Here is a 24,422-nt window from a genome sequence, read left to right on the forward strand (position 1 = left end):
AGCGACTCCCAGCCGGCGGTCGCCGCATCGGGCAGGTCGAGGACCTCTCCCACGTGCCGTGCGCCGGGTCGGAGTCCCTGCGGCGAGCCCGTGGCCAGGATCACCGCCCAACCGTCGCGCGCAGCCGCCAGGGCCGCAGCGGCGGCGGTGCGTCCGGCGCCGATGACGACGAGGTCGAGCGAAGGGGCGGCGGCGGCGGTCACGGTTCCTCCGGGGGGTCGGGACATTGCGAGGCCCCGTCATGATCGCCGCACAAGCGGCCAAATGCCACCGCATTCCCCCACTTTGCCCACCGCGCGCCACATTGACGCTCCGGGGGTCAACTCTTATTATGGGACGGACATTTCCGCATTCCCAACCGCGCACAGCCCGTCCAATGGAGGAACCATGAAGATTGCCGTGTGTGTGAAGCAGGTTCCCGACTCGGAGACCCGGATCAACCTCGCCGCGCCCGCCGCGACGCTGGACGAATCCGGCTTCACCCGGGTCCTGAACCCCTACGACGCCTTCGCCGTCGAAGAAGCCGTGAAGATCAAGGAAGCCGGCGGCGAGGTCGAAGTGACGGCCATCACCGTGGGCAGCGACGCGGTCAAGGAGACCCTGAAGAAGGACTGCCTGGCCGTCGGCTGCGACAAGGCCGTGATCATCGGCGACGAGGCCCTGCGGGGTGCCGACGAGATGGCCGTCGCCACGGCCATGGCCGCGGTGATCAAGCGCGACGGATTCGACCTGGTGCTGACCGGCATCAAGGCCATCGACGACGACAGCGGCCAGCTCGGCGTGCTGCTGGCCGAGATGCTGGGCATGGCCCATGTCTCGACCATCACCAAGCTCGCCCTGGGTGACGGCACCCTCACCGCCGAACGCGAGATCGAGGGCGGCAAGGAAGTCGTCGAGGCCTCGCTGCCCGCGGTGCTCACCTGCCAGAAGGGCCTGAACGAGCCTCGCCTGCCGAGCCTGCCCAACATCATGAAGGCCGGCATGAAGCCCATGGAGAGCGTCACCTGTGCCGACCTGGGCATCGAGGTGCCCGCGAGCCTGGTCACGGTCAAGCAGTACGCGCCCCCGGCGCCGCGTGGCGCCTGCAAGTTCATCAGCCCGGACGACCCCGCCGCCGCGGCCCGCGAACTCGCGCGCCTGCTGCACGAAGAAGCCAAAGTCATCTGACCCGAGGGAAGGAGAATAGCATGCCGAACATCGCAGTCTTCATCGAGCAGCGCGACGGCGCCCTCAAGAAGGTGGCCTGGCAGATGCTCAGCGAGGCCCGCCGCGTAGCCGACGTCGCCGGTGGCGAGGTCTGGGGCGTGTACCTGGGCCCCAATGCCGACGCGGCCGCCGCCGAGGCCGGCAAGTACGGGGCCGACAAGGTCTTCGCCGCCGCGGACGACGCCTTCACCGTCTACAACAGCGAACTCTGGGGCACGGCCCTGGCCAGCTTCGTCAAGGCGAAGTCGCCGGACGTCCTGCTGGTCGGCTCGACGGCCATGGGCAAGGACCTCGGTCCGAAGACCGCCGCCAAGCTGGGCTGCGCGTGCGTCAGCGACGCCGTCGGCCTCAAGCACGACGGCGCGTGGGAAGTGCGCCGTCCGGTCTTCGCCGGCAAGTGCTTCACCGATGTGACGTGGAGCGGCGCCACCGCCGTGGTGGGCATCCGCCCCAACGCCTTCGTGGTGGCCGAGAAGGGCGGCAGCGCCGCGGTCGAGACGTTCGACGCCGGCCTCGGCGGCGTGACGCCCAAGGCCACGGTCAAGAGCGTCGAGGCCAGCACCGGCGGCAAGGTCACCCTGACCGAGGCCGAGATCGTCGTCTCCGGCGGGCGCGGCATCAAGGGTCCGGAGAACTACCCGCTCATCGAGAAGCTGGCCGACGCCTTCGGTGCCGCCGCCGGCGCCAGCCGCGCCATCGTCGATGCGGGCTGGGTCGACTACTCCCACCAGGTGGGCCAGACGGGCAAGACCGTCGGACCGAACCTCTATGTCGCGTGCGGCATCAGCGGGGCGATCCAGCACCTGGCGGGCATGAGCAGCAGCAAGTGCATCGTCGCGATCAACAAGGACGAGGCGGCCCCGATCTTCAAGGCCGCCGACTACGGCATCGTCGCCGACCTGTTCGACGTGGTGCCGGTCCTGACCGACGAGGTCGGCAAGATCCGCGGCTAGTCGCCTCCGGATGTGCTATTATTGCTGAAGGTTGACCGCGAACTGCCCCGGCTTGTCCGGGGCAGTTCCTGCTCCCGAGAACCCCGCGTCCCGCCGTGCGGAGAGCGTCCATGCCCCGATCCTCCCAACGCATCCTCCAGGCGACCTGGAACTGGCGCGATCCCGCCGCGGACGGCGCCGGACGCCCCGCGCTCGGGCGGGCGGCGCTGATCCAGGCCACGGTCATGCTGGCCGTGGCCGCCCTGCTGCGCTTCGCCCTGGGCCACGCCGTGGCCGCGAGCGTCGTCGCCGTCCTGGCCGGCGTGGTGGCCGGGCTGGGCCTGGCCCTGCCGGGAGTCTACCGGCACGTGCACCGCTTCGGCCAATCCCTCGGCCGCGGCGTGGGCGCCCTGCTGGCCTGGTTGCTCCTCGTGCCGTTCTTCTACCTTTTCGTGACCCCGGTGGCGGCGTGGCTGCGCTGGCGCGGCCACGACCCGCTGCACCGGCGCCGCCGCGATCCCGGCCTGACCTACTGGATTCCCCGCGGGCCCCAGCGGCCCGATGAGAACATCGCGCGCCAGTTCCTGCGCGAGGATCGCGGCGCCCGGGCCGTCGCGCGCCCCGTAGGCAGCCGACCGGAACGCGGCGACGCCGGCGGGGAGAATCGCCCATGAACATTCTCGGCATCAGCGCCTTCTATCACGACTCGGCCGCCTGCCTGGTGCAGGACGGGCACATCGTGGCCGCCGCCCAGGAGGAGCGATTCACGCGCCGCAAGCACGACGCCGGTTTTCCCCACCACGCGGTGCGCTACTGCCTGGCCGAGGGGGGCGTCGACCGTGACCAGGTCGACGTCGTCGTGTTCTACGACAAGCCCCTGACCAAGTTCGGCCGCCTGGCCAAGACCTGGTTCGCCACCGCGCCCCACGGCCTGCGGCCCTTCCTCATGGCCCTGCCGGTCTGGCTGCGGGAGAAGCTCTGGATCCCGGCGGACATCGAAGCCGCCCTGGCCGCGGCGGGCGCCGGCCGGCCCGGGGCCATGTATTTCTGCGAGCACCACCAGTCGCACGCGGCCAGCGCCTTCTTTCCGAGCCCCTACCGCTCGGCCGCCGTGCTGACCATGGACGGCGTCGGCGAGTGGGCCACGACGAGCATCTGCCACGGCCGCGACAACCGTCTGGACGTGCTCGAAGAGCTCCATTTCCCCCACTCCCTGGGCCTGCTCTACTCGGCCTTCACCTACTTCACCGGCTTCCGCGTGAACTCGGGCGAGTACAAGCTCATGGGCCTCGCGCCCTACGGCGAACCGGTGTATGCCGACACGATCCGCGAGCACCTCGTCGACCTGCGGGCCGACGGTTCCTTCGCCCTGAACATGGACTACTTCGGCTTCCACGACGACCTGCGCATGACCAACGACCGCTTCGCCGCCCTGTTCGGCGGTCCGGCCCGCGAGCCCGAGACGGCCATGACCCGCCGCGAGATGGATCTGGCCCGTTCGGTGCAGGAGGTGACCGAGGAGATCGTGCTGCGCCAGGTGGCCCACGCCCATGCCGTCACCGGGGAGCGCAACCTCTGCCTGGCCGGCGGCGTGGCCCTGAACTGCGTGGCCAACGGCCGCATCATCCGCGAGGGCCCCTTCGAGAACGTGTGGATCCAGCCGGCCGCCGGCGATGCGGGCGGCGCCCTCGGCGCGGCCCTGCACGTGTGGCACCAGGTGCAGGACAACCCGCGTGCGCCGGACGGCGGACGCGACACCATGCGCGGCGCCTACCTCGGCCCGGAGTTCCCGGACGACGAGATCGCCGCCTGGCTCGACGCCCGCGGCTACCCCTACGAGACGTTGGACGACCAGGATCTGCCCGGGCGGGTCGCCGGGCTCATCGACGCGCAGAACGTCGTCGGCCTCTTCCAGGGCCGCATGGAGTTCGGACCGCGCGCCCTGGGCAACCGTTCCATCGTCGGCGATGCGCGCTCGCCGCGGATGCAGTCGGTGCTGAACCTCAAGATCAAGTACCGCGAGAGCTTCCGGCCCTTCGCGCCGTCCTGCCTCGAGGAGCGGATCGGCGAGTACTTCGACATCGACCGCCCTTCGCCGTACATGCTCCTGGTCGCCCAGGTGCGACCCGAGCGTTGCCTGGAGACGTCGCGGGAGCATGCCGACGACGACCTCTACGCGTGGGTCAACGAACCGCGCTCCGACGTGCCCGCCATCACGCACGTGGACTACTCGGCGCGCATCCAGTCGGTCGACCGCACGACCAATCCGCGCTACCACGCGATCATCGACGCCTTCCGCGAACGGACGGGCTACGGCATCATCATCAACACCAGCTTCAACGTGCGGGGCGAGCCCATCGTGGGCACGCCCGAGGACGCCTACCGCTGCTTCATGCGCACCGAGATGGACTGGCTCGTCCTGGGCACCCATCTGCTCGCCAAGACCGCCCAGCCCCGCCTCGCCGAGAAGGCCGAGGCCTGGCAGGAGGAATTCCCCCTCGACTGAGGGGCGGAAAGGGAATCGGACATGAACCGGCTCAGCTACATCGGACGCTTCTTCGGCGAGCTCTTCGCCTTCGCCCGGCAGAACAAGGCCTGGTGGATCGTGCCGATGGTCATCGTGTTGCTCGTTCTCGGGTCGCTGATCTTCACGGGGCAGGCCGTCGCGCCGTTCATCTACACCCTGTTCTAGTCACCGCCCCGCCGCATCGGAAACGCGAAGGGGAGAGGCCGCCGGCCTCTCCCCTCGTCGTTGCAGTCCGGCCCGCATCCTAGAGCGCGCCGAGCAGGTCTTCCTTGAGCCCCTTGTCCGCCGGCTTGCTGCCGAACCACACGGTCCAGAGGGCCCGCGTGAAGGCGAAGTTGGCGATGACGCCCTTGTCCTCGCCATTCAGGTTCGTCGTCAGGCCGGTGCCGGGCAGGTAGGTGAAGATGATGACGTCACCCTCCTGGGCGTCGCGGGTGAAGTAGCCCTGGAAGGTCTCCATGTCGGCGTCGAAGGCGCTGGTGTCGTCGTAGTTCTTCTCGATCACGCCGACGAGGGCGTCGATGAGCTTCTCGCGGCTGAAGCTCCGGCGCAGGTCCATGCGGATCTGCTTGGGCGCGTCCAGATCGACCAGCTCGGTGCCCGCGTTGGCACCCAGGCTGGCCGCGTCGCTCACGTACGACACGATGGTGTAGACGTCCACCTTCAGGAAGGTCTTCTCACGGAGGCCCACGCCGGTCGCCTTGAGCCCGTAGCTGGTGTCGCCGGCGGTCAGGGTGATCGTGTCGGGGTACTCGGTCTCGGTGTCGGGTTCGACGATGGCGAGCGCAGCGGGCGCCACGACGAGCAGAACCAGGGCGACGAGCCCGAACCTTCCGAACAATCTGGCCATGTTGGACTCTCCTGCGTTGGGGTTGACGGCAATCGGGCTCCGCGGAGCCGCACCGGCGAGACTACCCTGCCGCGCGTTCCGGGACAAGGAAAAGCCGGCGCCCGCCCCCATGGGGTCCGGGCGCCGGAATTCCCGCCGGTGCGGCCGGATCGCGTCAGCGATCCAGCTTGCCGTCCCGGCCGGTGGGCGGATGGATCTGCAGGTTCCCGTTGTCGATGTACCCGAAGACCTCGTACATGACGGCCGACGCATCGGTCGGGCCGGCATGGATCCGGATCCGGTAGAAATCCGGGCAGTCGCAGTCGGCGAGCTCGGTGCCCCCGTTGCGGCCGAAGCCCAGGGGATCGCAGCCGCCGGGGTTGTCGTGGCCGCCCGGCTCACCCAGGTCGTCCACGTTCACCTCGAACCAGTGCAGGCTCGAGCCCACGGTCACGTTGTCGGCGATCGACGCCGGCGAGCCCTTCATGTTCTTGAAAGTGCCCACGCCCGCGAAGTCGATCTGCTTGGCCGGGGCCGGACGCGCCTGCACGCACCAGCCCGGATCCATGCATTCGATCCAGTCGATCTCGGTGCCTGCCGGGGCGCTCGGCGTGCCCGCATGGAAGACGAAGGAACCGGCCGGGCCATCCTTCTGGTGGTGGGTCCAGTTGCCCCAGGGCTGCGGTTGCGACGCCAGCGGCGCGCCGGCCTGGCCGCCGAAGGTGTAGCTGTTGCCCTCGAAGGTGCTGTTGCCACCGCCGGTCATCCGGCAGCCGTCGCTTCCGGATTCGGGCTGGTAGATGCCCGCGTCCCACGACAGGTCGGTCTCACCCGGCGTCAGGACCGTGCAGACCGTTTCGCCGGTCGCGGTGTCGGCATCGCTGTCGGCCTCCGCATCCGGTCCCTGGTCCCGCAGGGTGAACTCGAAACCGTCGGGGCGCACGAAGCGGACGTTGTAGCTGCCCGGAGCGAGGTTGCCGAACAGGTAGTAGCCGTCGGCGTCGGTCGTGGTCTCGGCCAGGACCTGGCCGGCGCAGTCCAGCAGCTGGACCGTCACGCCGGGCACGCCGGGCTCATCCTGGTCCTGGATCCCGTTCATGTCGTTGTCCAGCCAGACCCGGTCGCCGAGGGCGGCCGGCTCGGGCGGCGTCCTGGGCACGGACAGGCCGCTGGCCAGCCAGCCGAGGCTGGCGCCGAGGGGCTCGTAGCTCTCGGTCGAGAACAGTTCCACGGTCAGGGAGGTGTCGCCGGCCGGGACGTTCACGTCCAGCAGGATCGAATCCCAGTTGGGCAGGTCGACGGCGCCGAGGACGTCGGTGAAGACCTGGTCGCCCTCGCTCGTCGTGACCTTGACCTCGTTGGGACGGCCGTCGCCGACGCTGCCGGCGATGACGAGCAGCTGGGCGGTGCGGGCCGTCGGCTCGGCGCCGAAGGTGAACGTCTGCGGCACGGTGCCGTCCAGGGTCGGGGCGAACTGGAAGAAGGCCAGATCCAGACCATCGACCAGACCGAGATCGGCGGTGGCGCCGTCGTCGTAGATCACGACGATGCTCACGCCGTTGTTCTCGTCGACGGTGCCGCCGGTCGTGTCGAAGTCGAAATCGGTCACCGCGACGGTGTTCGCACCGGGCTCGATCAGCCCGAGCTCGGTGATGTCCGCCCGGTAGGCGCTGAAATGGTAGTCGGCCGTGTCGGTGGAGTAGAACAGGGTCGGACCGCCGATGAGGTCGCCGGCCACGGCGTTGCCGTCGAGCGTGATGTTGTCGTCACCGGGCGCGCCGGTGGTGCCGCCGGCCCAGTAGGCGAGAACCTGGTTGATGGTCGCCCCCATCGGGACCATGATCTCCAGGCTGCCGCTGTCGGTGTCGACCATGCCGACTCCGCCTTCGGCGAAGCCGCTGCCGTCGGCGATCGCGATGGACGGGGTCCCGAGGGTCTCCGTTCCGTTCTTGTCCAGGTTCAGGTGATAGACGAGGGCGTCGTCGGCCTGCGGCGCGACCGAAGGCTCCTGGCGGGAGCAGCCGGTGGCGATGGCCGCGATGGCCAATCCCATCGTCAGGATTCTCATCAGTTTCATATTTTCCTCCCCAGGCGAGCGCGAGGCGGTGTGGGTCTATGGGTCACATTATCGTGATGATTCGCGTCACATTGTTGGACCTGTGCCGAATCCCTACCAAAAGTGTCCCATATTTGTGGCGTTTTTGTCAACGCTATTCCACAATACATCAATAATAGACCTGAAAATGGGCTCCACCTGATGGACCGGGGTGCGCGATTCAGCCCGATCCCGACGCCAGAGGCCACGCCGGGCGGCGTGGCGAGTCCCGGCGCACCCTCCCCATCGCGAATCCGAAGCGGCGGGAGCCGGTGCGGGCCGCCCAGTTCCCGTCCGCAGCCGGGCCACCGGCGGTCGATTGGCGCTTCCCTCCGGTCCGCAGCCGCTCCACGCGTGCTGCAACTCGCTGTCAAGCGGCGAGTTAAACGACCCGAAACCCTCGCTACGAACGGCACGCATCCTGCTTTCGCCCGGTGAACCCGTGACTCCGGACCGTAGGAGAGCCATGTCCCCGCCCCTCATCCGACGAGACGCCGAACCCGCATGTCGCCCCCTGCTCGGACTGGCCCTGATCGTCCGCGACGGAGGGCGCCGCTGGACCGACCTCCTCGACGCCGCCCTGGAGTGGGTCGACGAGATCGTCGTCGGCGACACCGGGAGCCGCGACGGGAGCGACGGGCAGGCCGCCCGACGCGGCTGCCGCGTCTTCCCGCTCCCCTGGACCGACGACTTCAGCGCCGCGCGCAACGCGGTGCTCGAACGCTGCCGGGCCCGCTGGATCCTGGTCCTGGACGCCGACGAGATCCTGTGCCGCGCCGACTGGCAGGCCCTGCGGGCCTGGGTCGAAGTCGGCGACAGCGCGGGGACCCCGGTCGCCGGCACCCTGACGACCCGCAACTATCTGGCAGCGCCCTACGGCCGACGCGGCTGGGCGCCCGTTCCGGACCCCGACCCCCATGGCCTGCCGGAGGGGGCGCCTGCTCCGGGATACGTGCCGACGTGCAAGGTCCGCGTCTTTCCCAACGATCCGCGCATCCGTTTCCGCGGCGCCATCCACGAGACCGTCGAGTCCAGCCTGTGGGAAGCCCACGTCACCGCGGTGGACCTGCCCTGGCCGGTCCACCACTTCGGCTATCTGGACGAGGACCCGGCCAAGGCACGCCACTACCTCAGCCTGGCCCACCGCAAGACCACCGAACAGCCCCACGACGCCCAGGCCTGGGCCGAGCTGGCCGAGTGCGCCCTCAAGTGCGGGGAAGCGACCCAGGCCCGTGTCGCCATCGACCGATCCCTCGTCCTGCAACCCGGCCACCCCGATCGCGCCCTGACCGCGGGCTGGCTGCGGCTCGAAGCCGGGGAACTGGCCGAGGCGGAGGATCTGCTCGCCCGGGTCATGTCGCACCACGAAGCCGGCTCCCCCCTCGTCGCCGAGGCGGCCCACCTGCGCGCCCAGATCGCGCTGCGACGTGACGACGCGCAGCGCTCCGCGCGACTGCTCGCCGTCGCCATCCGACTGTTTCCCGCCAACGGGCACTTCCAGAACACGCTGGGAACGTTGCATCTCTCCCTCGGGCGGCCCGCTCCCGCCCGGGAGGCCTTCCTGCGCGCCGCCGCGGCCCTGCCGGGAGTGGCCGCTCCCTGCCGCAACCTGGCTCTCCTGCATGCCCACCTGGGCGATGACGAGCAGGCCGCCGTCTGGCAGGACGAGGCCGACCAGCGCTCGGCACTCCGTCCGGCCTGCGCCAGGCAAGACGAAACCCCCGCCGGCGCGATCGCCTGACGGGGGTTCGGGGCCCGTGGGCCCGGTGTCCCGGATACCGGCTCTAGTTGCCGAGCTTCTTCCACACCGCCGTCATGTTCATGCCGCCGGACTCCGCGATCTGGGCGTGCTTGCGCGCCGTCTCGCCGTCGCCGAGGTTGCTGCAGGCGATGCCCATGTAGGCGTGGGCCAGCATGTTCTGCGGATCGATCTCCAGCGCCTTGCCGCAGGCGGTGCGCCCGGCGTCGTACTGGCCGAAGCGGCAGAAGAGGCGGCCCTGGCGGGCGTAGGCCTCGGCCTGGTCCGGATCGAGCGACAGCACCTGGCCGTACGTGGTGAAGGCCTCACGCAGCTTGTCCTGCTTCTCGAAGACCTGGCCCAGCGAAAGCCAGAGGTCGGCGTTCTCCGGATCGCCGGAAATGAACTTCAGGCACTCGTCCTCGGCTTCGGCCGGCTTGTTCTGCTCGACCAGGCCACCGACGACCCGCACCTTGGGCAGGGTCGCGTCGGGCGCCAGCGTCACCGCCGTCCGGAACGATTCCATGCCCGACTTGGGCCAGCCCAGCCGGAAGTAGATCTCGCCCATGCGCACGTGGCCGTCGACCGACTCGGGGTCGATCACCAGGGCCTCGCGGGTGACGGACTCGGCGCGCGCCATGCGGTCCTGGGCCTCGTAGACCTCGCCGAGGGTGATCAGCAGGTCGGCCGAGGCGTTGGCCTTGTTGCGCCCGATCTCGAGGATCTCCTCGGCCGACTTGAGGTCGCCGCGGGCGATCAGGAAGTCGGCGTAGGCCGTGTAGGACGCCGGATCGGTCGGGTTCTCGGCGATGAGGGCCTGGCCGGCGATGCGGCTGGAAACGTCCTGGGCCGGTGCCGTGGGCCCCGTCAGCAGAAGGATCAGCAGCGGCAGGCCGGTGGTGGCGAGTCGAGTCAGGGGGCTGCGGTTCATGTTCGGTGCTCCCGGCGGAGGGGTGGCGAATCGGCTGCCGCGGCGGGCAGGGTGCCCGCCGGACAGGTCTCGGTCGTTCCGCGTGGTTTCCCGTCGGGGTCGCGGAGGTCGTTTCGCCCCTGCCCTATCAAGATCGATGCCAGACCCCGCAGCCGCCAGACCCGCCGGGACGCCCGTTTCGCGGGCCGCTGCGCCCGGAACCGAAACCGCGCCGGAAAAAACCGGGACCCCGCTTCCGGGGCCCCGGCAAAGGTTGCCCCCACGGCGAGGGCCGGCGGCCATTGCGGCGGCCTCTAGCCCAGCATCCGCTCCACGTCGGCCACGGCCGCGTCGGCCTGGTCGACCAGCTCCTGCAGGATGTCCCGCAGGGGCTGCTTCTTCTTCAGCATGCCCACCGACTGGCCCGCCATAAGCGACCCGTGCTCGACATCGCCGTCGACGGCGGCGTTCCGCAGGGAGCCGACCCAGTACTCCTCGACCTTGAACTGGGCCTCCTGACGGCCGATCTCCTCCTTCTTCAGCTTCTCGAGCAGTTCGAGCTGGAGTTCGCCGAAGTGGCTCATGGCGTGGTTGTTCAGGGCCCGCACCGACACCACGGGCAGCTTGTGGCTGTACTGGGGCGTCGAGATGGCCTCGCGCGCCCGGGCCTTGATGAACACGTCCTTGAACTTCTCGTGGGCGTTGCATTCGTCGGCCAGCACGAAGCGGGTGCCCATCTGGGCCCCGGCCGCCCCCATCAGGCCCAGGTGGGCGATCATCTTGCCGTGGGAGATGCCGCCCGCCACGAAGATGGGCAGCTCGTCGCCGAACTCGTAGAGGATCTCCTGGAGGAGCACCACCGTGGAGACATGGCCGATGTGGCCGCCGGCTTCGCTGCCCTCGAGGATCAGGGCGTCGGCCCCGTAGCTGATCATGCGGCGGGCGATGGAGTCCGTCGAGGCGAAGCAGAGCACCTTGGCGCCGCTCTCCTTGGCCTTCTCGACCTCCGAGCCGCGCGGCAGTGAACCAGCGAACACGATGTGCCCCACCTTCTTGCGGCAGAGGATGTCGAGGTGTTCGAGGTAGTTCGGTGCGATGGTGATGACGTTGCCGGCGAAGGGCCGATCCGTCAACTCGCGGGTGCGGTCGACGTACTGTTCGAACAGCTCGGGCGGCATGTTGCCGGCCGCGAGGACGCCGAAGGCCCCCAGGTTGCTCATGCGCGACACGAGGTCCGGGTCGCTGATCCAGGTCATGGCGCCGCACATGATGGGCAGCTCGGTGCCGAGGAACTCCTTGCCCCGGCCCCAGATCCGGTTCAAGCGGTCGGTGGCCCGCACGGGATCGTGGGCGCTCATGCTCATCCTCCTGATCGATGGACTCCTGCGGAAAGCTGCTGACGGCGGATCGCGGCCGCGGCCGCCAACCCGAAAACCGGCCCCCGGCATGGGCGGGCCGTCCGTCGACGTTCCTCATCTCATAACAGAATCGGCGCACCTTGGCAAGATGGGGTCTCAGACCGTCCTGTCCGAGAGCACCCGCGCCGCGAATTCCTGGTCCACCTCGAGGATGTGGTTCCGGAACCACCGGGTCAGTTCGGCCGAGATCTCGGCGCGCAGGCTGCTGTCCGCCACCGCCGCGGTGTCGACGATGTTGTTCAGCCGCTGCAGGAAGGCCGCGTGCTCGCGGGCGTGCATTTCCCGGCCCGGATCGCCGCAGCGTTCCATGTAGGCTTCCTCGATCTCGAAGTGGCCCGCCGCGAACTCGATGATGCGCTGCAGCAGCGGCACGCATTCCCCGCAGTTCCCGTCGTCTTCGCCGATGTTCGCCACGGCGTCGAACATCTCCAGCAGGCGGCGGTGCTGGCAGTCCTGCCAGACGAGTCCCGTGCGGTAGTCCATGGTCCCTCCCCGGACGAAGAATCGCGTCCCCCGCAGCCGATCATAACCATCGGACGCCGGGAAATCAATCTCGACTGTTTCCGCCGGAGATAGGGAAATTCAATATCAACATGAAGTTACAGGGGACCAGGGCGGGCGCCCCGGTCCCCGGCAGGGCTACTCGTCGTCCAGGTTCGCCAGCATCACCTCGGCGATGTCGCGGGCCTTGAGCGTGTCGGAGCGGTCGGTCTCCTTGATGGCGTCGCTCATCATGGTCAGGCAGAACGGGCAGGCGGTGCAGACCTCGTCGGCGCCGGTCGCGGCGGCCTCGGCGATCCGGTTGTGGTTGATGCGTGTGCCGTGGTCCTCCTCCATGAACATGCGGCCGCCGCCGGCGCCGCAGCAGAAGCCCTCGCGGCGGTTGCGGGGCATCTCGGTGGCGGCTATGGAGCCGATCGCCCCGATCACCTCGCGCGGCGCCTCGTAGATGCCGTTGTGCCGGCCGAGATAGCACGAGTCGTGGTAGGTCACCTTCAGCGACTCCTTCCCCTTCAGCTTCAGCCGGCCGCTCTTGACCAGGTCGCCCAGCACCTGGCTGTGGTGCAGCACCTCGACGCCCGTGAGGTCGAAGTCCGGGTACTCGTTGGCGATGCTGTTGAAGCAGTGCGGGCAGGCCGTGATCACCTTCTCCACCTTGTATTTCTTGAAGGTGCCCACGTTCTGGTTGATCTGCATCTGGGCCAGGTACTCGTTGCCCACGCGCCGCGCGGGATCGCCGCAGCAGCCCTCCTCGTTGCCGAGGATGGCGTAGTCGACGCCCGCCTTGTTCAGCAGGGTGCAGGTGGCCCGCAGCACCTGGCTGTTGCGCGCGTCGAAGCTGCCGGCGCAGCCCACGAAGAGCAGGTACTCGGCCCCGCCCTTGTCGCGCATCTTCGGCACGGCGAGCTCGTCGCCGATCCAGTCCTCGCGGGCGGCGGCGCTCACGTTCCAGGGGTTGCTGTTGTTCTCGAGCCCCTTCAGCGCGTTCTGCAGCACGGTCGGGACCTTCGCCTCCATCATGGTCAGGTAGCGGCGCTGGTCGATGATGTTGGGGATGTGGTCGATCATCACGGGACAGCTCGACACGCACCAACCGCAGGTGGTGCAGGCCCAGATGGCCTCCTCGTCGTTCACGTCGCCGATCAGGCTCGGTCGCGCCATGGCCTCGACGGCCGCGGCGGCCTCCTGGTCGCGGCCCTGGGCCTTCAGCTTGCCCACCTTCATGAGGTGGTCGGCCAGGGAGTAGGCGCTGTTCCGCTCGTCGACGATGATCGAGCGCGGGTGCAGGGGCTTGCCCGTCAGGTCGGCGGGGCACATCTCGTTGCAGCGACCGCACTCGGTGCAGGTGAACATGTCCAGGAAACGACGCCAGCTGAAGTCCTCCAGCCGGCCGACGCCGAAGACCTCCCGGCCCTCGAACTCCATTCTCTCCAGGGCCCCGGACGGCGTCAGGCGGGCCAGGAAGGTGGCGGGGAGCGCCGTCAGCACGTGGAAGTGCTTGCCGAAGGGCAGGAAGTTCAGGAAGCCCAGCACCAGGACCACGTGGATCCAGAAGTTGAACTGCAGGTGGCGCTGCAGGGCCTCCGCCTCCGAGCCCGACAGCAGCGAGGCCACGAGGGTCGAAGCCCAGGCCCACCCCTTCTCGCGGGCGGCGGGATGCTGCGCGATGAGGGCGCCGTCCACCAGCAGATCGGTCACCATCAGGGCGCCGATCCACAGCAGGATCAGGTTCGCCTCGAGGCTCAGGTGCAGGCGCTTCGGCCGCACCACCAGCCGCCGGTACAGCGCGAAGAGGAGGGCGGCGATGACGACGACCTCGAAGGTGTCCTTGAGGAAGGCGTAGAGCAGGCCGAGGGGACCGTCGAGGAAGGGCAGGTGGAAGTCGGGCGTGAAGCCCACGCCCACCAGCGTGACGGTGCGGATCGAGACGACCATGAAGCCGGCGAAGATCAGCGCGTGCATCCAGCCGGCGCCCCGCTCGTAGAGCAGCCGTTCCTGGAAGAACCCGACCCGGATCAGGGTGCGGAAGCGGTCGCGCTTGCGGTCGAGACGGGCGTCGGGCCCGCCGGCGCGCAGCAGCCAGAAGCGCTCGGCCATCGTGTTGGCGAACAGACTGAGCGCGCAGAACAGCAGCAGGGACATGAAGACCGGGTTCACGGATACCCCTTCCGGCGGTTGCAGGCCCCCGGAGGGGCCGGAAATGAATGGTCATTCAGTATGATACGGCATGCCCGGCGGGTTTTGAAGGGGAAATCGCCCGGTCGGGCGCACCGGCTCAGCGGACGACGGTGAAGCGGCCGCGGAACGGGGCGAAGCGGCCGTCGTCCGAGTGCACGGCGAAGAGGTAGACGCCGCTGACGACCTCCTGCCCGTTGCGCGACATGAGGTTCCACGAAGCGTCACCGTCGCCGCCGGTGCCGTCGTGCTCCACGGTCGCGACCAGATCGCCGCTGGCCGTGTAGATCGTGATGCGGTTGTGGGCGGCGGGCAGGTTGTTGAACATGACCCGCACCCCGGTCGGATCGCTGCGGCTCGGCGGCTGGTGCTGGAACTCGGCCAGGGCCTCGCGCGTGGCCGGATTCGGATAGACGTAGATGTTCACCCCGAGGTCGGCGCGCTGATCCGGCGTCTGGGCCGGCACCGACGGTTCCACCGCCAGCCGGAAGTTGCCCGGATCGCCCCCGACGCCCGGCCCCACGATGCGGTAGCGGCCGGAGCGCCACTCCAGCAGATGGTCGGTGGCCACCACGGCGAGGAACGAGCGGAAGCCGTTGTGGAGTTCGTCGTCGAGGAGGTGGTAGTAGCGGCGGGCCGCCTTGGCCTGCACCGGATCGGCCCCGCCGCGTCCCGCCCGGGCGGTGACGGCGAAGAAGGTGTCGAGCACCGTGGGGAAGCTCTCCCAGGGCAGGAACTGCTCCCGCCCGGGAGCGGGCGCCCCGTTGGGCTGGCGGAGCGACGGGAACGTGAGCAGTTCGCCCTCCGTGTCGGCGTCGACGAAAGCCTGCATGAGGGTGTCGAGCCCGGCGAAGCGCGGATCGTCGAGGCAGACCGGACGGTAGCGGATGTCCTCGAGGCCCGTGTTCCGGCCCAGCTGCTCGCCGGTGTCGGTCACCGAGCTGATCACGTCGTACTCGGCGAGCATTCCCCACAGCTCGGCCGCCGGTCCGGCCGAGTCGGTGGCCCCCTCGGGCCGGACCCAGTTGGACACGCGCCACACCTGGTACGACTCGAAGTCGACGCGCCCGGTGTAGGGGTCGAGGTCGGACTCGCTGCGGTCGTCCCAGAAGATCTCGGCCCGGTTGTCGCCGGCGACCACGCGGGCCCGCGGCGGCACCGGCGGCGTCGCCGAGGTGGCGATCCACGGCACGTAGCGCTCGCCCCCGGGCGCGCCCGTCGGGTAGTAGCCGGTCGAGGGCGTGTTCATCAGGTCGTTGGCGATGGTGCACTCCCGGCCGTGGCGCCGGAAGCACTCCTCGCAGTTGTCCGCGTTCACGTAGATGCAGCGCCGGCCGTCCGGCGCGATGAAGAGCGATGTCGGGTTGATCACCTCGACGCCGAAGATGGGATCGGGCGCCACGCAGAACTCGTCCATGAAGTTGGCCCGGTAGTTGTAGATGGGATCGGTGCCGTCGTTGTAGGGCGGGTAGTCGCCGAGGCAGACCAGGGTCTCGCGGTCGCCCCCGCCGCCGGTGGTGGCCAGGCCGTCGACGTCGACCCAGCGCCCCCGGTGCACCTCCGAGGCCCGCAGGGCGTTGCGCAGCATGCCTTCCATGCCGGCGCCGGCGACGAGAGCCACCCGGTACTCCAGCGAGCGGCCCGGACGCAGGGTCGGGAAGGGCCCGCTGGAGAACATGAACTTCAGGTCACCCGGTTCGTCGGGCCGGCGGTCGCGGTCGATCTGGCCTCCGGCCATCAGGTCGTAGCGCTCGGCGTCGGACAGGGGCTCGCCCTGCTGCGTGGTCGTGGCGTTGCCGGCGAAGATGTGGAAACTCTCGACACCGACGATGTGGGGCGCCCAGTACTCCAGGGGGTCGGTGGTGTGGCCGAGCAGCATCGCCCCGAACACGCCCGGCAGGGGATGCTCCGGGTCGGCGTCGCGCATCCAGCCGATCTGGAGCCGGTGGAACGAGCCGTCGCTGCCCCGGACGGCTCCGTTGAAGTAGCCGGCCAGATCGTCCGGATCCGAGGCGCCGGCCCCCCGCCGCTGGATGTCGCAGTCGACGTAGGTGCCGAGGTGGATGTCGGAGATGGTGTGGATGCTGCGGTTGGTGATGGTGTACTCGAGCATGATGAAGTCGTCGGCGTCAGCGGCTGCGAGCGTCGCGGCCCGCTGCACCACCTCGAGGCCGAGGGGGCTGTGGTCGGGATACAGCTCCCGCACGAGGGCCGTGTCGTCGAACATGGTGCAGGTGAACATCTGGTCGCCGATCTGGCCGAAGTCCTCGTCGACGGCCCCGTCCCCGTCGTCGTCGATGCCGTTGAGCATGTCCTCGTCGGCGGCCCCGTCGCCGTCGTCGTCGGCGCCGAAGTAGGGCGGCCGTCGGCCGGCGAGGGCCGGATCGTCGATCGGCCGCACCTGGCGATTCTCGCGCGCCTCGTAGATCGTCGCCCGCACGTCGGCCTCCGGGCGCAACTCGCGCTCGGGCTGTCCCGTCGTCACCGAGAGCTGGCTGTTGACGAACCCGCCGATCCAGATGCCCGCCCCCCACAGGTACTCGTCGCCCGAACCGCCGGGCCACTGGCCGCTGGGCGCCGCGCTGTAGGGGTAGGTCTGCGTGTACTGGGAACCGATGAGGCCGTGGTTGGTGATGTTGACGTAGAGGTTGCCGTGATCCAGGACGCAGGACCCGTCGAGCACGTGGATCCCGTCGGGCGCCACCGCTTCCTGGCGCCGCTCCTCGGCGTCCAGGATCTCGGGACGGGGACGGGCCTCCACGCGGTGGGACCCCGCGACGAGCACGAGCAGCAGCAGTGCGGCCCCGCGGCGCAGGCCGCGGCGCCGGGGCGCATCAGGGCGAACAGGCATGCCGATAGACCCCTCGAACCCTCCCGGGCGGGGATGGGCGCGCGGACGGGGAGCGAAACCGTCCCGGCGCGGTGACTGGAACCGGCCGTGCGCGGCCGGTTCCCGCTGCGGATAAGGTTTAGGGAATCGGCGGCGGCGAGGCAAGCGCTCCCGCCGCCGGAATTCCGGCGGGTGTCCCGGCCTAGCGGTACAGGGCCTTGACGGCGCCGAAACTGGCCGCCTCGACCCCGATCACCGGGTCGAGGATGATCCGGTCGCCGGTGCTGTGGCCGAAGCCCAGATCCTGGTTGGCCGGGTCCCGCACATCCACGTCCTGGAAGACCAGCGGCGAGATGCCGAAGCCGAGGATCGTGAAGTGGCACACGGCGAGGACCCCGTCGGTGGCCAGGGCGCCGTCGAGGACGGCGCTGGCCAGGTGCAGCTCACCCACGGGATCGACTCCCGTGTAGTCGAAGAACGCGAAGAGGTGCCCCGACCCGGTGTACCACGAACCCGGCGTGATGGCGTTCAGCTGCACGAGGAAGGGGTCGTAGGCCGCCTTCACCTCGACGCCCTTGACCGCCTGGCCGGCGGTATCGATCAGGAGCGTCACCGTGAAGTCCGGATCGGTCGGGAGGCTCTCCGCGGGGTCGAACGAGATGATCTGGGCGGTCGCGGGCAGGGCCGCGGCAAACAGCGCCCCCGCGAGGAGCAGCGCCCCCACGAGGAACAGAATGCCGGACCGGCGGCGCCGGCTGCGGCCGTCGGCGGCGGAATACGGGTTTCCTACGAGAATCGGATTCACCTGGGTCCCCCTGACGATGGGCAATCACGGCAACCGTCCGGGGACGGGTCCCCTGCGGCGCGCCGCTGTGACTCGGGATGGCGATGCGATCGGGCGAGGATCGGGCGGACGAGATGACCTGCGGGGATGATACCCGATCCAGGGGGCGATTTGAAGGGAAATCGGGTGGTCCGGGGTTTTGCGGCCCGGGGTTCTCGGCTTTACATTGGCCCGGCACGCCGCTTAGAGTCGGCGCGGCCCCGCATTCGTTTCTCGCCGGGAAAGGACCGGACATGTCAGACCACGCCCAGCCGAGCAATCCCGACGACGCGGTCGTCAGGGACCTGCTCGCGACCATGCGCCGCATCGCCGTCGTCGGCTTCTCCGCCCGGGAAGACCGGGCCAGCCACGGCATCTCGCGCTTCCTCGACGGCCAGGGCTTCGAGGTCGTCGGCGTCAATCCGGCCCTCGTCGGCCAGGACGTGCTCGGGCTGCCCATCGTGGCCGAGCTGGCCGACATGGCCGGGCCCATCGATGTCGTGGACGTGTTCCGCCGCAGCGACACCGTGCCGCCGGTGATCGACGCGGCCATCGCGGCCGGCGCCAGGTCGGTGTGGCTGCAGGAAGGCGTCGCGCACGAGGAGGCCGCCGCCCGGGCCCGCGCCGCGGGGCTCGTCGTCGTCCAGGACCGCTGCATCTACAAAGAGTGGCTGCGGCTGATGAACGGCTGAGCCTTGACCCCACCGTCGACAGACCCGCTCCACCACCCCTGCTGCCTCGTCACCGGGGCCCTGGGCTTCGTGGGACGGCACCTGAGCCGCAGCCTGCTGCTGGCGGGCCATCCGGTCGTCGGCCTGGGCAAGCACGCCCCGGGGGCGCCGCTGCCCGAGACGGTCGGCCCCTTCCGCCGCGCGGGCGATGCGCCCGAGTTGCCCGGAGCCGTCACCTACGTCTGCGATGCCGGTCCCCTGTGGTACGTGCCGCTGGACCTGGCGACGCCGGCCCCCATCCGGGACCTCGTCGACCTGCTGCGGCCCGCTTCGATCTACCACCTGGCCGCCCAGAGCTCGGCCGCGGCCTCCTTCGCCGATCCGGCGGGCACCTTCGCGGCCAACCTGATGGGCACCCTGCACCTGCTCGAGGCCGTGCGGGCCGTGCCCGACGCCCGCCGCCCCGTGATGCTCGCCGTCGGCTCCTGCGAGGAGTACGGCGACCGGCCCGCCGACGAGCAGCCCCTGCGCGAGGACGCCCCCATCGGCCCGATCTCGCCCTACGGCGTGAGCAAGGCGGCCCAGACCCTCCTCTGCCGCCAGTATGTCCGGGCCCACGACCTGCCGGTGGTCATCACCCGCTCGTTCAGCCACACCGGGCCGGGCCACGACCCCCGCTTCGCCTTCCCCGGCTTCGCGCGCCAGATCGCCGCCGCCGAGCGGGGAGCCGGGCCGCGGGAGATCCTGGTGGGAGACCTCTCGGCCGTGCGCGACTTCCTCGACGTGCGCGATGTCGTGTCGGCATACCGCCTGCTGGTCAAGGAGGGCCGCCCGGGCGAGATTTATCACGTAAGTTCGGGGCGGGGTCTGTCGATAAGGGAGGGTCTGGACCTCCTGATCGGGGCCGCCGCGTGCCCGATCACCGTGCGCCGCGACGAGGCGCGCTGCCGACCGGCCGACATCGCGGTCGTGGTCGGCGACAACGGGAAGCTGAAGCAAGAGACCGGCTGGGAACCCGAATGGGATTTCGGCGCAACACTGCGGAGCCTGCTCGACGAGGCCCGAAAGGAATTTCCATGATCCGGATCTGCATGGTGGGGACGGGCTACGTCGGCCTCGTCTCGGGAGCGTGCATGGCCGACTTCGGCCACAGGGTGACGTGCGTCGACATCAACCAGGAGCGCATCGAGGGCCTCGTGCGGGGCGAGATCCCCTTCTACGAGCCGGGCCTCGACCGCCTCGTGCTGAAGAACGTCGAGGAGCAGCGCCTCTTCTTCACGACCAGCCTGGCCGAGGGCATGCAGGGCGCCGACGTGGTCCTCATCGCCGTGCAGACCCCCATGTCCGAATCGGGCGAGGCCGATCTGCAGTACGTCATGAAGGTCGGCGAGGAGATCGGTGACCTTCTCGACAGCTACAAGGTCATCGTCACCAAGAGCACCGTGCCCGTGGGGACCAACCGCGCCCTGAAGAAGGTCATCTCCGGGCGCCTGAAGACGCCGGTCGAGTTCGACATGGCCAGCAACCCCGAGTTCCTGCGCGAAGGCTCCTCCATCGAGGACTTCATGCGGCCGGACCGCGTCGTCATCGGCACCGAGAGCGAGCGCGCCGAGAAGCTGCTGCGCGAGATCTACCGCCCGCTGTACCTGCTCGACACGCCGCTGGTCGCCACCGGCATCGAGACGGCCGAGCTGGTGAAGTACGCGTCGAACAGCTTCCTCGCCGTGAAGATCAGCTTCATCAACGAGATCGCGAAACTGGCCGAGGCCGTCGGCGCCGACGTCTTCGACGTGGCCAAGGCCATGGGCCTGGACAAGCGCATCGGCGCGAAGTTCCTGCACCCGGGCCTGGGTTTCGGCGGCAGCTGCCTGCCGAAGGACACCAACGCCATCGTCCACATCGCGAAGGAAGCCGGCGCGGACATGAGCATCGTCCGCGCGGCCATCGACGTGAACCGGGCCATCCCGGCCACGGCCATGGCCAAGGCCGAGCGCCTGGCCGGCGACCTGACGGGCAGGCGCGTGGCGCTGATCGGCCTCGCCTTCAAGCCCAACACCGACGACATCCGCTCGGCGGCCAGCCTCGAACTGGTGAAGCTGCTGCGGGCCAAGGGGTGCGACATCCGGGCCCACGACCCCGCCGCCATGGAGAACTTCAAGCTCTTCCACCCCGACCTGACCTACTGCAAATCCCCCTACGAGGCGTGCGATGGCGCCGCGATCGCCATCCTCGTGACCGAGTGGAACCAGTACCGGCAACTGGACTTCTCCTGGCTGAAGGACACCATGGCAGGAAACGCTTTCCTCGACTGCCGGAACGTGTATGATCGTCCGCATCTGGAAAAATTCGGCTTCAGGTACGATTGTTTCGGCCGGGCGGACCACACCTCCCTCGCCTGAGGGCGGTCCGGTCCGCACCGCCGGATTCGAAGCGCCGGTTTTTCCGGAATCCCGTGTTTCGGGACCCCATTGAGCCCGCGGCCCGAGGTCGCGGGCGAAAGGAATGCGGACCAGATGTCCTCCCAGCACAAACGCGTCGGTCGCTACGACCTCGTGACCCCCATGCTCCCGGTCAAGGACGAGCTCGTCGCCAAGTTCGAGCAGATGCTCCTGTCGGGGAACTTCATCCTGGGCGAGGAGGGCCGCCTGCTCGAGGCCGAACTGGCCGACGCCTGCGGCGTGCCCGCGGCGGTCGGCGTGTCGAGCGGATCGTCGGCGTTGCAGGTGGCGCTGGCCATGGCGGGCGTCCGGGCGGGCGACGAGGTCATCACCACGCCCTACACCTTCGACGCGACCATGGAGTCGATCATCCGGCTCGACGCCGTGCCGGTCTTCGTGGACATCCGGCCCGCCGACCTGACCATGGACCCGGCGAAGATCGTCGACGCGATCACCGACCGCACGCGCGCCATCATGCCGGTGCCCATCTTCGGGGCACCCTGCGAGATGAACGCCATCAACGCCATCGCCGCCGAGCACGGCCTCGAGGTGATCGTCGACATGGCCCAGGCCTTCGGCACCATCTACGACGGCCGGCCCATGGGCGCCTGGGGGCGCATGAGCACCCTCAGCTTCTACCCGACCAAGAACCTGCCCGGCATCGGCGACGGCGGCATGGTCTTCTGCCGCGAGACCGTCGACGCCGAGCGCATCCGGAAGATCCGCACCCACCAGGCCGTGCGCATCGGTGACCACCTGATCACCGGCTGGAACAGCCGCCTCGACGAGGTGCAGGCCATGGTCATCCGCGCCCGCCACGCACGCTTCGCCGACGAGCAGCGCGACCGCGACGCGGTGGCCGGGATCTACGACAGCCACATCCCGGCGGCGAACCGGCTGCAGCCGGCCCGGACCGAGCGCGGCTGCAAGGTGACCTACCACCAGTACTGGGTGCGCTGCGGCGCCCGGCGCGCCGAGCTGCAGCGCCTGCTCGACGAGGCCGGGGTCGACACCGCCGTCTACTACGATCCGCCGCTGCACCGGCACGAGTTGGCGGTGTACGGCCGCGCCCACGGCGAGCTCGTCGAGGCCGAGCGGGCCGGACGCGAGGTGCTCATCCTGCCCATCCATGCCGCGCTGCCCTTCGAGGACGCCCACCGCATCGGGCGGATCGTGGGCGAGTTCCTCGGCTCCGAGGCCGCGGCCGAGTCCTGAACGGAAGGCGAGACGTGAAATCGCGGGTCCTCAGCTTCGCCAGCCTGGCCGCCCCCCTCACCCGGGCCCACACCCAGGCGTTCATCGACCGTCTGCAGGAGGTCGCGCCGCGCCTGACCTGCCAGCTGAACGTCCTGCCTTCGCCCGTCCCCGCCGCCGAGCGCGACGACGAGGTGTTCGTGGCGGTCAGCCGCGGCGAGATGCACTACCTCGAGAGCGTGCTGCAGCAGGAGCAGGCCCGGCTGGTCGTGGTCGAGGCGGCCGACATGGTGCTGCCCCTGCCCGACGACCTCGCCGTGCTGTGCGTGCCCGATCGGGCCGCCCCCTTCGACGCCTACCTGAACCGTCAGGGCCTGATCATGGACGACATGGAACCCGGCGGGAAGGTCGGCGTGCTCTCCATGCGCTCGCGCAGCCAGATGGCCGCCCTGTGGCCCGAGCTCGACTTCCGCATCCTGCGGGGTGGCGTCGACCGCGCCATGGAGACCCACATGCGGAAGTCGGAGATCGACGGCCTGATCGTCCCCGCGGCCGTCACGGAGCACCTCGGCATCCAGGGCGTCGTAGCCGAGATCTACGCGCCGGACTTCATCCTGCCCAGTCCCGGCCAGGGCATCCTGGCCGTGATCGGCCGCGCCGCCGACGCCGAGGCCCGGGAGCTGCTGGCGCCCCTCCACTCGCCGGACACGGCGGTCGAGTTGGCGGCCGAACAGGCCTTCTGTCGGCGGATGATCAGCGACCAGGACCTGCCGGTCGGCGCCCTGGCCAAGTCGGAGCACGGCGAGGTCGCCATCTGCGGCGCCACGGGCGCGGGGCTCAGCCGCATCGTCGTCAACGGCGCCAACGAGGAGGCCGAAGCCGTGGGCGCCGGCCTGGCCCAGCAGATCCTCAGCAGCGGCGAGAGCTTCGCCGACCTGCTCGAGGCCGACTTCCCCGACGGCCTGCCCGATGACCCCGAGGACGGCGGCGACGACGAAGATGCGGTCATCATGGGCGACTTCGACTACGACGGCGGGGACGACGAGGACGGCGGCTTCGACGACCTGGACGATCTGGACGAACAGGAGCGCATGCGGGCCCTGGAGGACATGGCCGGGGTGGTCGAGGACGAGGACGGCGACGAGGACGACGACGAGGAAGATGCCTACGACTGAGCCCGCACGAGGTCGCGGGCGATGCGCGCCGCGGCGAACGGGTCCCGCATCTGGGCCGTGCCCACCTGCACGCTGACGCAACCGAGCGCGAAGAACTTCAGGGCGTCCGCCGCCGAGGCGATGCCCCCCACCCCCACCACCGGCACCCGCGCCTGCTGCACGATCTGGTCGACCTTGGCCAGGGCGATGGGCAGCACGGCCGGCCCGGAGTAGCCGCCGAACCGCCGCGGCAGCACCGGCCGCCCCGTCGCCAGATCGACATCCAGCCCGATGACCGTGTTGATGGCGCTGACCGCGTCCGCGCCCGCGTCGCCCGCCGCGCGCGCGAGGGCCGCGATGTCCGCGACGTTCGGCGTGAGCTTGGCCAGCAACGGCCGCCCCGGCAGGGCTTCCCGCGCGGCGGCCACGCACTCGGCCACCGTGCCCGGATCGCTGCCGAAATCGTGCCCGCCCTCGGCGACGTTGGGGCAGCTCAGGTTGATCTCGATGCCGTGCCAGTGCGCGAAGTCGCCCGCGACCTCCTGCAGGCGCGCCGTCATGGTGCCGAACTCTTCGGGCCGGGTGGCCGCGAGGCTGGCGATCACCGGCACGCCCCGCGCCTCGAGCTCGGGCAGGGTTTCGCGGCAGAAGACGTCGTAGCCCACGTTCTCCAGCCCGATGCTGTTGATGGCGCCGACCTCGGTTTCGGCCAGGCGTGGCATGGGATTGCCCGAACGCGGCGCCGGCGTGACGGTCTTGGTGACGACGGCGCCGATCCCCGCGTAGGGCGACGCGAAACCGGGCGCGGCCATGTCGTGCCCGCTCAGCCCGTAGGCGAAGCAGCCCGAGGCGGTCCAGATGCGGCCGGGGATCTCGCGGCCGCCCAGGGTAAAGGGGGCGACGGGGTCGAGGTCGAACCAGGTGGGCAGCGATGGGGGCAAGGCGGTTCCTTCGTTTGGGCGCCGGGGCCCGGTCCGGCGG

The 24,422-nt window shown here is 69.8% G+C and carries 21 protein-coding genes; 11 read left to right on the plus strand and 10 right to left on the minus strand.

What is annotated here, in order from left to right:
* Positions 1-203, minus strand: a 203-nt coding sequence (locus tag KDM41_04690) for a hypothetical protein (protein MCB1182708.1), incomplete at its 3' end; no start/stop codon positions are given.
* A gap of 184 nt (positions 204-387) precedes the next feature.
* Here KDM41_04690 and KDM41_04695 point away from each other — a divergent pair.
* The 5 genes from KDM41_04695 to KDM41_04715 all read left to right on the plus strand — a co-directional run bounded on the left by KDM41_04695 (position 388) and on the right by KDM41_04715 (position 4,830).
* A complete protein-coding gene (locus KDM41_04695) occupies positions 388-1,167 on the plus strand; it encodes an electron transfer flavoprotein subunit beta/FixA family protein (GenBank protein ID MCB1182709.1) in 780 nt (259 codons plus the stop codon).
* Between the two features lie 20 nt (positions 1,168-1,187).
* A complete protein-coding gene (locus KDM41_04700; GenBank protein ID MCB1182710.1) occupies positions 1,188-2,159 on the plus strand; it encodes an electron transfer flavoprotein subunit alpha/FixB family protein in 972 nt (323 codons plus the stop codon).
* 110 nt (positions 2,160-2,269) lie between these two features.
* Positions 2,270-2,812 carry a hypothetical protein gene (locus tag KDM41_04705; GenBank protein ID MCB1182711.1) on the plus strand — a complete coding sequence of 181 codons (543 nt, stop codon included), beginning with the start codon at positions 2,270-2,272 and terminating at the stop codon, positions 2,810-2,812.
* Positions 2,809-4,644: a carbamoyltransferase gene (locus KDM41_04710; protein MCB1182712.1), complete on the plus strand. Its 1,836-nt coding sequence runs from the start codon at positions 2,809-2,811 to the stop codon at positions 4,642-4,644. Before KDM41_04705 ends, KDM41_04710 begins: the two co-directional genes overlap by 4 nt.
* Positions 4,645-4,665: 21 nt before the next feature.
* Positions 4,666-4,830 carry a hypothetical protein gene (locus tag KDM41_04715; protein ID MCB1182713.1) on the plus strand — a complete coding sequence of 55 codons (165 nt, stop codon included), beginning with the start codon at positions 4,666-4,668 and terminating at the stop codon, positions 4,828-4,830.
* Positions 4,831-4,909: 79 nt separating this feature from the next.
* Here KDM41_04715 and KDM41_04720 read toward each other — a convergent pair whose 3' ends face one another.
* Together KDM41_04720 and KDM41_04725 are read right to left on the minus strand one after the other, a co-directional pair.
* On the minus strand, positions 4,910-5,515 hold the full coding sequence (locus KDM41_04720; GenBank protein ID MCB1182714.1) for a chalcone isomerase family protein: 606 nt from the start codon (positions 5,513-5,515) through the stop codon (positions 4,910-4,912).
* A gap of 154 nt (positions 5,516-5,669) precedes the next feature.
* A complete protein-coding gene (locus KDM41_04725) occupies positions 5,670-7,571 on the minus strand; it encodes a carboxypeptidase regulatory-like domain-containing protein (protein ID MCB1182715.1) in 1,902 nt (633 codons plus the stop codon).
* A gap of 484 nt (positions 7,572-8,055) precedes the next feature.
* On the opposite strand from KDM41_04725, the gene KDM41_04730 reads away from it, so the two are divergent.
* Positions 8,056-9,330 carry a tetratricopeptide repeat protein gene (locus KDM41_04730; GenBank protein MCB1182716.1) on the plus strand — a complete coding sequence of 425 codons (1,275 nt, stop codon included), beginning with the start codon at positions 8,056-8,058 and terminating at the stop codon, positions 9,328-9,330.
* Between the two features lie 43 nt (positions 9,331-9,373).
* Here KDM41_04730 and KDM41_04735 read toward each other — a convergent pair whose 3' ends face one another.
* From KDM41_04735 to KDM41_04760, 6 genes are all read right to left on the minus strand, one after another.
* Positions 9,374-10,258 (minus strand): tetratricopeptide repeat protein, encoded by an 885-nt coding sequence (locus tag KDM41_04735; GenBank protein MCB1182717.1) that lies wholly within the window; start codon positions 10,256-10,258, stop codon positions 9,374-9,376.
* A gap of 293 nt (positions 10,259-10,551) precedes the next feature.
* A complete protein-coding gene (locus tag KDM41_04740) occupies positions 10,552-11,595 on the minus strand; it encodes a nitronate monooxygenase (protein MCB1182718.1) in 1,044 nt (347 codons plus the stop codon).
* A 156-nt stretch (positions 11,596-11,751) separates the two neighbouring features.
* Positions 11,752-12,138 (minus strand): hemerythrin family protein, encoded by a 387-nt coding sequence (locus tag KDM41_04745; GenBank protein ID MCB1182719.1) that lies wholly within the window; start codon positions 12,136-12,138, stop codon positions 11,752-11,754.
* A 156-nt stretch (positions 12,139-12,294) separates the two neighbouring features.
* On the minus strand, positions 12,295-14,313 hold the full coding sequence (locus KDM41_04750; protein ID MCB1182720.1) for a 4Fe-4S dicluster domain-containing protein: 2,019 nt from the start codon (positions 14,311-14,313) through the stop codon (positions 12,295-12,297).
* 118 nt (positions 14,314-14,431) lie between these two features.
* On the minus strand, positions 14,432-17,182 hold the full coding sequence (locus KDM41_04755) for a hypothetical protein (GenBank protein ID MCB1182721.1): 2,751 nt from the start codon (positions 17,180-17,182) through the stop codon (positions 14,432-14,434).
* 181 nt (positions 17,183-17,363) lie between these two features.
* A complete protein-coding gene (locus tag KDM41_04760; GenBank protein ID MCB1182722.1) occupies positions 17,364-17,966 on the minus strand; it encodes a hypothetical protein in 603 nt (200 codons plus the stop codon).
* Between the two features lie 272 nt (positions 17,967-18,238).
* On the opposite strand from KDM41_04760, the gene KDM41_04765 reads away from it, so the two are divergent.
* The 5 genes from KDM41_04765 (at position 18,239) to KDM41_04785 (ending at position 23,462) form a co-directional block, all read left to right on the plus strand.
* On the plus strand, positions 18,239-18,676 hold the full coding sequence (locus KDM41_04765; GenBank protein MCB1182723.1) for a CoA-binding protein: 438 nt from the start codon (positions 18,239-18,241) through the stop codon (positions 18,674-18,676).
* Between the two features lie 3 nt (positions 18,677-18,679).
* Positions 18,680-19,735 carry a GDP-mannose 4,6-dehydratase gene (locus tag KDM41_04770; protein MCB1182724.1) on the plus strand — a complete coding sequence of 352 codons (1,056 nt, stop codon included), beginning with the start codon at positions 18,680-18,682 and terminating at the stop codon, positions 19,733-19,735.
* On the plus strand, positions 19,732-21,054 hold the full coding sequence (locus tag KDM41_04775; GenBank protein MCB1182725.1) for a UDP-glucose/GDP-mannose dehydrogenase family protein: 1,323 nt from the start codon (positions 19,732-19,734) through the stop codon (positions 21,052-21,054). Before KDM41_04770 ends, KDM41_04775 begins: the two co-directional genes overlap by 4 nt.
* A gap of 114 nt (positions 21,055-21,168) precedes the next feature.
* Complete coding sequence (locus KDM41_04780) at positions 21,169-22,308, plus strand: DegT/DnrJ/EryC1/StrS family aminotransferase (GenBank protein ID MCB1182726.1); 1,140 nt, start codon at positions 21,169-21,171, stop codon at positions 22,306-22,308.
* Between the two features lie 14 nt (positions 22,309-22,322).
* Positions 22,323-23,462 carry a hypothetical protein gene (locus KDM41_04785; GenBank protein MCB1182727.1) on the plus strand — a complete coding sequence of 380 codons (1,140 nt, stop codon included), beginning with the start codon at positions 22,323-22,325 and terminating at the stop codon, positions 23,460-23,462.
* Here the strand turns inward: KDM41_04785 and KDM41_04790 are convergent.
* Positions 23,453-24,382 carry a dihydroorotate dehydrogenase gene (locus tag KDM41_04790; protein MCB1182728.1) on the minus strand — a complete coding sequence of 310 codons (930 nt, stop codon included), beginning with the start codon at positions 24,380-24,382 and terminating at the stop codon, positions 23,453-23,455. The two genes, KDM41_04785 and KDM41_04790, sit on opposite strands and share 10 nt — an antisense overlap.
* Between the last annotated feature and the right edge of the window lie 40 nt (positions 24,383-24,422).

This window comes from bacterium (genome assembly GCA_020440705.1).
Lineage (GTDB): Bacteria > Krumholzibacteriota > Krumholzibacteriia > LZORAL124-64-63 > LZORAL124-64-63 > JAGRNP01.